The organism is Dermacoccus sp. Tok2021, from assembly GCF_019895135.1.
Taxonomy (GTDB): Bacteria; Actinomycetota; Actinomycetes; order Actinomycetales; family Dermatophilaceae; genus Dermacoccus; species Dermacoccus abyssi.
This window is the reverse complement of sequence record NZ_JAGTHU010000042.1, coordinates 1-8,894: the sequence shown is the minus strand read 5'-3', so window position 1 is coordinate 8,894 and position 8,894 is coordinate 1. Positions and strand designations below refer to the sequence as shown.

General features: G+C 68.4%; 9 protein-coding genes. 3 read left to right on the top strand and 6 right to left on the bottom strand.

Translation table 11 applies throughout. From position 1 onward, the window contains the following. Window positions 1–390 precede the first annotated feature (390 nt). Complete coding sequence (gene glmS / locus K9D12_RS14650; RefSeq protein WP_047311777.1) at window positions 391–2,244, bottom strand: glutamine--fructose-6-phosphate transaminase (isomerizing); 1,854 nt, start codon at window positions 2,242–2,244, stop codon at window positions 391–393. A 124-nt stretch (window positions 2,245–2,368) separates the two neighbouring features. Between glmS and coaA the strand changes: the two genes are divergently transcribed. Continuing rightward, a complete protein-coding gene (coaA, locus tag K9D12_RS14645) occupies window positions 2,369–3,331 on the top strand; it encodes a type I pantothenate kinase (RefSeq protein ID WP_240730255.1) in 963 nt (320 codons plus the stop codon). An 81-nt stretch (window positions 3,332–3,412) separates the two neighbouring features. Here coaA and K9D12_RS14640 read toward each other — a convergent pair whose 3' ends face one another. The 5 genes from K9D12_RS14640 to mca form a co-directional block, all read right to left on the bottom strand. Continuing rightward, on the bottom strand, window positions 3,413–3,838 hold the full coding sequence (locus K9D12_RS14640; protein WP_223060583.1) for a hypothetical protein: 426 nt from the start codon (window positions 3,836–3,838) through the stop codon (window positions 3,413–3,415). 171 nt (window positions 3,839–4,009) lie between these two features. Then, window positions 4,010–5,437: a PhoH family protein gene (locus K9D12_RS14635; RefSeq protein ID WP_082128799.1), complete on the bottom strand. Its 1,428-nt coding sequence runs from the start codon at window positions 5,435–5,437 to the stop codon at window positions 4,010–4,012. Between the two features lie 154 nt (window positions 5,438–5,591). Then, complete coding sequence (locus tag K9D12_RS14630) at window positions 5,592–6,353, bottom strand: isoprenyl transferase (RefSeq protein ID WP_223060582.1); 762 nt, start codon at window positions 6,351–6,353, stop codon at window positions 5,592–5,594. Window positions 6,354–6,473: 120 nt separating this feature from the next. Further along, window positions 6,474–6,707, bottom strand: a complete 234-nt coding sequence (locus K9D12_RS14625; RefSeq protein ID WP_223060581.1) for a hypothetical protein — start codon at window positions 6,705–6,707, stop codon at window positions 6,474–6,476. Next, on the bottom strand, window positions 6,707–7,651 hold the full coding sequence (mca, locus tag K9D12_RS14620) for a mycothiol conjugate amidase Mca (protein WP_370633534.1): 945 nt from the start codon (window positions 7,649–7,651) through the stop codon (window positions 6,707–6,709). The genes K9D12_RS14625 and mca overlap by 1 nt, the downstream gene beginning before the upstream one ends. 98 nt (window positions 7,652–7,749) lie before the next feature. Here mca and K9D12_RS14615 point away from each other — a divergent pair, with 98 nt between their 5' ends. Together K9D12_RS14615 and greA are read left to right on the top strand one after the other, a co-directional pair. After that, entirely contained in the window at window positions 7,750–8,139 is a 390-nt protein-coding gene (locus K9D12_RS14615; protein WP_223060580.1) for a DUF4307 domain-containing protein, read from the top strand. Between the two features lie 180 nt (window positions 8,140–8,319). Next, window positions 8,320–8,814, top strand: a complete 495-nt coding sequence (gene greA / locus K9D12_RS14610) for a transcription elongation factor GreA (RefSeq protein ID WP_047311771.1) — start codon at window positions 8,320–8,322, stop codon at window positions 8,812–8,814. Window positions 8,815–8,894: the final 80 nt, after the last annotated feature.

The following is an 8,894-nucleotide window of genomic DNA, read 5'->3' as shown; positions in this document are numbered from 1 at the left end:
GTCCCGCCGCCGACAGTGGCTGTACCCCACCAGCGAGAAACATCGCGCAAGTGGGTACCCCCCCGAGCCGAATACGTCCCCACTTGCGCGACCAATCGCCCGAGTAGGAACCAGGCCAATGAAGACGACGCGCGCAGCAAGCACCCAGGGCCCGCGACCAAAGACAGGCAACCCAAGCACCAGCGACGTGTCCCAAGAAGGCGAGCGGACACGTCTCCCGGCACCCAATCCAACCCCATCCCATCTGGCGAATCCCTCGCTGAGCACCTCGCAGGCAATCAGTCCGCCGCCCCTCGCTGTCAGCTCCCCCAACGCCCAAGCGCCCAAACCCCACAAAACGAAAACCGCGCCGCCCCACAGGGTCGACGCGGTCTTCAGCGGAACAGAAGGTCACTCCACGGTGACGGACTTCGCGAGGTTACGCGGCTGGTCGACATCGAGGCCCTTGGCCGTCGAGAGCTCCAGCGAGAACACCTGCAGCGGCACGATGGCGAGCAGCGGTGCGAGCAGCGGAGCCGACTTCGGGATGCGGATGACCTCGTCGGCGAACGGCACGACAGCCTCGTCGCCCTCTTCGGCGATGACGAGGGTGCGAGCGCCGCGAGCGCGGATCTCCTGGATGTTGGAGACAACCTTGCCGTGCAGACCGTGCGGGGTGTCAGGGCCGGGCACGACGATGAACACGGGCTGGCCGGCGTCGATCAGCGCGATCGGGCCGTGCTTGAGCTCACCGGCGGCGAAGCCTTCGGCGTGGATGTAGGCAAGCTCCTTGAGCTTGAGCGCGCCCTCCATGGCGATCGGGTAGCCGACGTTACGGCCGAGGAAGAGCACCGAGCGCGTGTCGGCCATGAAGCGGGCGATCTCGCGCACGCGGTCGAGGTGGCCGAGAAGCTCGTCGATCTTGGCCGGCATCTCTTGCAGTTCGGCCATGACCTTCTTCGCGTCGTCGGCGTACGTGCCGCCGCGCAGCTGCGCGAGGTACAGGCCGAGCACGTAGCAGGCGGTGATCTGCGCGAGGAAGGCCTTCGTCGACGCGACGGCGATCTCCGGGCCGGCGTGCGTGTAGAGCACGGCGTCGGACTCTCGCGGAATGGTCGCACCGTGCGTGTTGCAGATGCTCAGCGTGTTCGCGCCCAGGTCACGGGCGTGCTTGACGGCCATGAGCGTGTCCATCGTCTCGCCCGACTGCGAGATCGAGACGACGAGCGTGCGCTCGGAAACGATCGGGTCGCAGTAGCGGAACTCGTGCGCGAGCGCGACCTCGACGGGGATGCGCGTCCAGTGCTCGAGGGCGTACTTGGCGACCATGCCGGCGTACGCGGCGGTGCCGCAGGCGACGATGGTGATGCGGTCGATGTTCTTGAGCTCGTCCTCGGAGATGCGGATCTCGTCGAGGGCGAGGCGACCTTCGGAGTCGGTGCGTCCGAGCAGCGTGTCGCGCACGGCGTCGGGCTGGTCGAAGATCTCCTTCTCCATGAAGGTGTCGAAGCCGCCCTTCTCGGCGGACGCGGCGTCCCAGTCGACGTGGAAGGTGTTGCCCTGAGCTGCGGAGCCGTCGAAGTTCACGACCTCGACGTTCTGCGGCGTGATGACGACGACCTGGTCCTGGTCGACCTCCATGGCCTCCTTCGTGTAGCCGATGAAGGCGGCGACGTCGGAGCCGAGGAAGTTCTCGCCCTCACCGAGGCCGATGACGAGCGGCGAGTTGCGGCGCGCGGCGACGACCTGGTCGGCGTTGTCGGCGTGCACGGCCAGGAGCGTGAAGGCGCCCTCGAGGCGGTTGACGACCTCGAGCATCGCGGCCTTCAGGTCACCCTTGTACGCCTTCGCGAGCAGGTGCGCGACGACCTCGGTGTCCGTCTCGGACGTGAACTCGACGCCGTCGGCGAGCAGCTCGTTACGCAGGGGGTGGAAGTTCTCGATGATGCCGTTGTGGATGAGGGCGAGCTTGCCGTCCGCGCCACCGCGGTGGGGGTGGGCGTTCGCGTCGGTGGGGCCACCGTGCGTGGCCCAGCGCGTGTGCCCGATGCCTGTCGACGACTCGGGCAGCGGGTTCGCCTCGAGTTCGGCCTGCAGGTTGGCCAGCTTGCCGGCCTTCTTCGCCGTCGAGACGTGGTCACCGGTCACGAGCGCGATGCCGGCCGAGTCGTATCCGCGGTACTCCAGGCGCGCGAGACCCTCCATGACGACGGTCTGGGCGCGCTCGTCGACGCGCGGGCCGACGTATCCAACGATTCCACACATGGGCGACAGCCTACTCGGGGCGTCGGCCCCGGCACGAATACGCGGGAACGCGCGGCGCGGCCCGCCGGGCTGCGTTGTGCCGCACCGGCTCCCCGACACGCCCCGGCTACGGCACAATGACGGGGTGAGTCGCCCGCATCTGCCTCCTCTTCCGAGCCCGTACGTCGAACTGACCCGTGAGGACTGGGCCCGACTGCACGACTCGCGCCCCATCGACCTCACGTCCGACGACGTGCGTCGCCTCTCGGGTCTCGGCGAGCGGATCGACCTCGCGGAGGTCGAGGACGTCTACCTGCCCCTTTCCCGCCTCGTGAACTTTTACGCAGGCGCGACGAAGAGCCTGCACCGCATCACGAGCGACTTCCTCGACGAGCGCCCCGCGAAGACGCCGTTCATCATCGGTGTGGCCGGTTCGGTGGCCGTGGGCAAGTCGACGACGGCGCGCGTTCTGCGCGAACTCCTCGCCCGCTGGCCCGACACCCCGCGCGTCGAACTCCTCACGACAGACGGTTTCCTCTTCCCCAACGCCGAGCTGGAACGCCGCGGCATCATGGATCGCAAGGGCTTCCCCGAGAGCTACGACCGCCGCGCGCTCGTGCGCTTCGTCGCCGAGGTGAAGGGCGGCAAGGCCGAGGTCGAGGCTCCGGTCTACAGCCACCTCGTCTACGACATCGTGCCGGACGAGAAGGTCGTCGTCCGTCAGCCCGACATCCTCATCGTTGAGGGCCTCAACGTTCTCCAGCCGCCGATCCCGACGCCCGGACAACCGTCGCGTTCGACGCTCACGGTCTCCGACTTCTTCGACTTCAGCGTCTTCGTCGATGCCCGCGAGAGCGACATCCGTCAGTGGTACGTCGACCGCTTCCTGCGTCTGCGCAGCACGGCCTTCGCCGACCCGGACTCCTACTTCCACCGCTACGCCGAACTGAGCGACGAAGAGGCCGTCGACCGTGCCACCGCGATCTGGGAGAGCATCAACCTGCCCAACCTCGTCGCCAACGTGCAGCCGTCGAAGCACCGCGCCACCGCCATTCTGCGCAAGGGCGCCGACCACCACGTCGAGAGCGTCAAACTGCGCAAGCTCTGACACGGCCCGCCCCCGGAGCACCGGCGCCAGGCAACGACGAAGGCCCCGACTCACGCGAGTCGGGGCCTTCTTCGGGGGATGTCAGCGGCGAACGGCGGAGCGTCCGTCACCGTCGAGGTCGTGTTCGTCGACGAAGTTGCGGTCTCCCTCGGCGAACTCGTCGTCAGATTCGTCTTGCGCGTCGCGCTCGGCCTCGTCGAAGTCGTCATCGAGGTCGTCGAGCGTGTCGTAGTCGCCGCGGTCGTCGAACTCGGGGTTCGCGCGCCGGTCGAGGGCCCACAGGCCGATCCAGACCCCGGCGAAGATCGCGGCGACCAAGAGGCCACCGAGCACCGCGCCCCCGAGGCCGAAGAGAATCTGCGAGCCGACGCTCGTACCCGATCCGTCGCTGAACTCGGGCGCAGCACCGGCGCCCGAGCGAGCACCGGCGATGATGGCGAGCACGGTGGCCAGGAACGCGACCACCCAATAGACGACCGCGAATCCCTTGCGGTGGATCAAACGCACAGTGAGCCTTCCTCAACATCGAGTCGGCGGCGCGTCGTCCCCGTCACGCACCGTCCGGCCACACACCCCCAGGGCGCGCGACGCAGTTCACGGTACAGATTCCATCCCGTCGGATGCTATTTGCCACACCGCCGACTTCGCGCGGCTCACAGGACGTGCATCATCCGGCCGTCAGGAGGCGAGGACGTCCGTGACGAGCGCGGCGATCGGGCTGCGCTCCGAACGTGTCAGCGTCACGTGCGCGAACAGCGAGTGCCCCTTGAGCTTCTCGACGACGGCCGCAACCCCGTCGTGACGGCCAACGCGCAGGTTGTCGCGCTGCGCGACGTCGTGCGTCAGGACGACGCGCGAGTTCTGCCCCATGCGCGACAGGACCGTGAGCAAGACGTTCCGCTCGAGCGATTGAGCCTCGTCGACGATGACGAACGCGTCGTGCAACGAGCGCCCACGAATGTGGGTGAGCGGCAGCACCTCGAGGAGGTCGCGGGCGATGACCTCGTCGAGAACCTCCTTGCTCACGACGGCGCCGAGAGTGTCGAACACGGCCTGCGCCCACGGGCCCATCTTCTCGTTCTCGCTGCCGGGCAGGTAGCCGAGCTCCTGGCCGCCGACGGCGAACAGCGGGCGGAACACGATGATCTTGCGGTGCGCGCGACGCTCCATGACGGCCTCCAGCGCGGCGCACAGCGCGAGCGCGCTCTTACCCGTGCCGGCCTTGCCGCCGAGGCTGACGATGCCGACGTCGAGGTCGCCCAGAACGTCGATGGCGATGCGCTGCTCGGCCGAGCGGCCGTGCAGGCCGAACAGGTCTCGGTCACCGCGCACGAGCTTGAGCACACCGCCGGGCATGACGCGGCCGAGCGCGGACGATGACCCGCCGGCGCTCGTCAGCACGACGCCCGTGTTGAGCGGCAGGTCCTCGATGTCCTCGAGCGCGAGGCGACCGGATTCGAAGAGGCGATCCACGTCGTCGGCACTCACGGTGCGCTCGACGATGCCCGTCCAGCCGGAGTCGGGCACGCCGTCGGCGCGGTACTCGTCGGCGTCGAGCCCCACGGCAGAGGCCTTGATGCGCATGGGCAGGTCCTTGCTCACGACCGTCACATCGTGGCCTTCGGCCGCGAAGTTCGCCGCCACCGCGAGGATGCGCGAGTCGTTGTCGCCGAGGCGGAAGCCGGCAGGCAGCGCCGACGGGTCGGTGTGGTTGAGCTCGACGCGCAGCGTGCCACCGTTGCCGACGGGCACCGGGTGGTCGAGGCGCCCGTGCGTCACGCGCATGTCGTCGAGCAACCGCAGGCACTCGCGGGCGTAGTAGCCGAGTTCGGGGTGGTGGCGCTTGGCCTCCAGTTCGGTGATGACGACGACCGGCAGCACGACGTGATGTTCCTCGAAGCGCAGCACGGCCCGCGGGTCGGAGAGCAACACCGAGGTGTCGAGCACGTACGTCTTCGTCGCCGTATCGGCCCGTCCGTCGCCGTCACGCGGGGCCGTTTCGGCGTCCTTCGTCGTGATGTCGCGCTCGAGAAGGTGGCCATCGAGAAGTTGGCTATTGAGGACGCCCGTGGCGCCCCCGTTCGTGCTGGAGTACGCCAGAGTCATCGTCGATCCTCGGGTCCCTCGTCGGTGCGCCCCGCCGTCGGTAGGGCTGCAAGAGGCGTTCTCGCCCCTCCCTTGCGACGCTAACGACACCGGTGTCGTTCCGGGTGTTCGTCACCCGTCGCAGGGGTGAACCTTGGATGAACCGGCCCGCCGGTCAGCCGCCGAAGCGACGCTCGCGCTCGGCGTAGGCGCGCAGCGCGCGCAGGAAGTCGACGCGGCGGAAATCGGGCCAGAAGGCCTCGCAGAAGTAGAACTCCGAATGGGCGCTCTGCCACAGGAGGAACCCGCCGAGGCGCTGCTCGCCGGACGTGCGGATGACGAGGTCGGGGTCGGGCTGGCCCTTCGTGTAGAGGTAGTCGCCGACGTTCTCGATCGTGAGGCGATCGGCGAGCGACTTGAGCGACTCCCCGCGCTCGGCGGCGTCGAGGAGCATCGCGCGGAACGCGTCGACGATCTCCTGTCGTCCGCCGTAGCCGACGGCGATGTTGACGACGAGACCTTCGGCGTCGGTCGTCTTCTCGACGGCGGCCTGAAGCCGGGCACGCGTTGCGTCGGGCAGCAGCCCGAGCGCACCGACGAGGTTGAGGCGCCGACCGGACGCGGCGAGACCGTCGACGACGTCCTCGATGATCTCGAGCAGCGGCCCCAGTTCGACCTCGCTGCGCTTGAGGTTGTCGGTCGACAGGAGCCAGAGCGTCACGACCTCGATGCCGAGTTCGTCGCACCACGTGAGCAACGGCTCGATGTTGTCCGCACCGGCGCGATGGCCGTGCTCGGTGTTCTCGCCACGCAGTTTCGCCCACCGACGGTTGCCGTCGAGCATGAGTCCGACGTGACGCGGGAGGCGCTCACCGGGCAGCCCCTTGACGAGCTGACGTTCGTAGGCGGTGTAGAGCACGTCACCGGGACCGCGCACCGGGCTCACCTCCGTTGACTCGTCATGGCTGCAATCGGGTCGAACATACCAACGTTTGACGGGTGTTCCCCGTGCGTCGGTTCCATGCGGGCGGGGAAACCCACGCGACGAACGCAGGCGTCAGTGGCGCGCGCTACCGATGGGGTCGTCGTCCTCCGGCGTCACGGGGCTCTCCTCGGAACGCGCCCCCGCCGTCCGCGTGTTCTTGGGCACCTGCTCGCGCTGTTGGAACGTCATCTTCCGCAGGTGTGCGTTCATGCTGCGGAAGAGGAACCAGCAGGCCAGGGCCAGGCCGAACAGGACGAGGAAGCCCCAGATCCCTGCGGTGACCTCGACGCTCTCGTTGCCGCCCATCAGCTTTCCTTCCGCTCTACGACATCGTCCACGACCATCTTCGCAGGTGGGGTTGCGGTGGCCATCGCGTCGGCCTCCTCAGGGGTGCCGAGCCCGGCGAACAGGTCGTTCTCGTCCGCGGCCACGGGCACGGCCGACAGGGCGATGTCCCAGTCCTCCATCGGCCAGGCCGTTGCCTGCTCGTCTGCGCTGAGCGCGAAGAACTGACCGTCGGGGTCGATCTGCGTGGCGTGCGCGAGCAGTGCCTTGGTGCGCACGTCGAACCACTTCGAGGCGTCGACGCGCGTCGTGATGCGGCCCTCGGGGCGGTCGGCGCGGCGCTCCAACCACGCGGGGTACGGCGACTCGCGCCCCGCCGTGACGAGCACGTCGTGGTAGGCCTCGAGCTTGGCGCGGGAGAACGTCCTGTCGTAGTAGACCTTGAGCGGCTGCCACGGCTCGCCCGCGTGCGGGTACGCCTGCGGGTCGCCAGCGGCACGCACGGCCGAGATCGTGACGAGGTGGGTCATGATGTGGTCGGGGTGCGGGTAGCCGCCGTTCTCGTCGTACGTCGTGACGACGTGCGGGCGGAACTCGCGGATGACGCGCACGAGCGCCTCGGTCGTGACGTCGAGCGGCTCGAGCGCGAAGCAGCCCGGCGGAAGCGGCGGCAGCGGGTCGCCCTCGGGCAGACCGGAGTCGACGAAGCCGAGCCACGTGTGCTCGTACCCGACGACGTCGCGTGAGGCCGCCATCTCCTGGCGACGCAGGTCGACGAGGTCGCTCTTGACCCGCGGGTCCTCGGCCAGGCGCGGGTTGAGCACGTCGCCGCGCTCTCCCCCGGTGCAGGTGACGACGTGGACGCGGTTTCCCTCGGCCAGGTAGCGCGCCATCGTCGCCGAGCCCTTGCTCGCCTCGTCGTCCGGGTGAGCGTGCACCGCCATGAGGCGGAATCCGCTGGTCACGTCGTACCTCGTATCGTGTGGGTGACATCTGAGCTCGCCTGCCCCGGCCAACCTGCCGGGACGGAGCGTGCGTCGCCCATTGTTGCAAAGGAGCAGCGGTGTCCCCTGCACGCCCACGGGCCGAACAACGCAAGTGGTGGATCATCGGCATCGTCGGTGTGATCCTCATGTCCGCTCTCGCGGCCTGGTTCGGCATCAGTGCCTCGTCGAACACGGTGAGGGCCAACCAGGCCGGGTTCAAGGTCATCTCCGACGACCGCATCGAGGTGCGTTGGGACGTCATCCCGAGCGAACGCAACCGTGCCATCACGTGCACGATCATTGCGCTCAACGACAAGCGCGACGTGCTGGGTACCAAGCAGGTGGAGCTCAAGCCCAGCCCCTACCGCTCGACGCGGTACTCGGACCTGCTGCGCACCACGTCGCGCGCCGTCTCGGGAACGGTCAAGGAGTGCCACTACACGGGGGAACGCCCGCCGGCGCAGTGACGTTCGCGCCGCCGCCACGCGGATGCGCCATCTCGTGCCACGCGGCGGGCGGTGTTAAAATGGTGGTTTGATCCCGGGCCGAGACGCGCGCCGCAGTACGCGGTAGCCGCCGTCTCGGCCTTCATTTCACGCCCGCGCCGAGCGCGCGTGGAACCTGATGCACACAGCAAGGAGAACACCGTGAGCGAGACCACCACGTCGTCGAGCTTCCTCACGCAGGACGCGTTCGATCGTCTGTCGGCCGAGCTCGAGCACCTTTCGGGCCCGGGCCGCTCCGAGATCGCCAAGCGCATCGAGGCTGCCCGCGAAGAGGGCGACCTCAAGGAGAACGGCGGCTACCACGCGGCGAAGGAGGAGCAGGGCAAGATGGAGGCCCGCATCCGCCAGCTCGAGTCGCTGCTGCGCAACGCCACCGTGGGTGAGGCTCCCGCCGACGACGGCATCGTCGAGCCGGGCATGGTCGTCACGGTCGAGATGTTCGGTGACAAGGAGACGTTCCTCCTCGGCAGCCGCGAGATCGCCGGCGACGCCGCCGACATCGACGTCTACAGCGAGCAGTCGCCCATGGGCGCTGCGATCAACGGCAAGAAGAAGGGTGACGAGGTCACTTACGACGCGCCGAACGGCAAGTCGATCGCCGTCAAGATCATCGACGCGAAGCCGTACGCCGGCTGACACTGCGTCACCGCAACGAAGGAGGCGAGCACCCGTTCGGGGTCGGTGCCGTCCGCGACGCCGACCTGGCCGGCGTGGAT

Bases quoted from the DNA above. Each gene is read 5' to 3' on its own strand.
- glmS (WP_047311777.1), bottom strand. From the start codon at position 2,244: ATGTGTGGAATCGTTGGATACGTCGGCCCGCGCGTCGACGAGCGCGCC.
- K9D12_RS14635 (WP_082128799.1), bottom strand. From the start codon at position 5,437: ATGACTCTGGCGTACTCCAGCACGAACGGGGGCGCCACGGGCGTCCTC.
- K9D12_RS14625 (WP_223060581.1), bottom strand. From the start codon at position 6,707: ATGGGCGGCAACGAGAGCGTCGAGGTCACCGCAGGGATCTGGGGCTTC.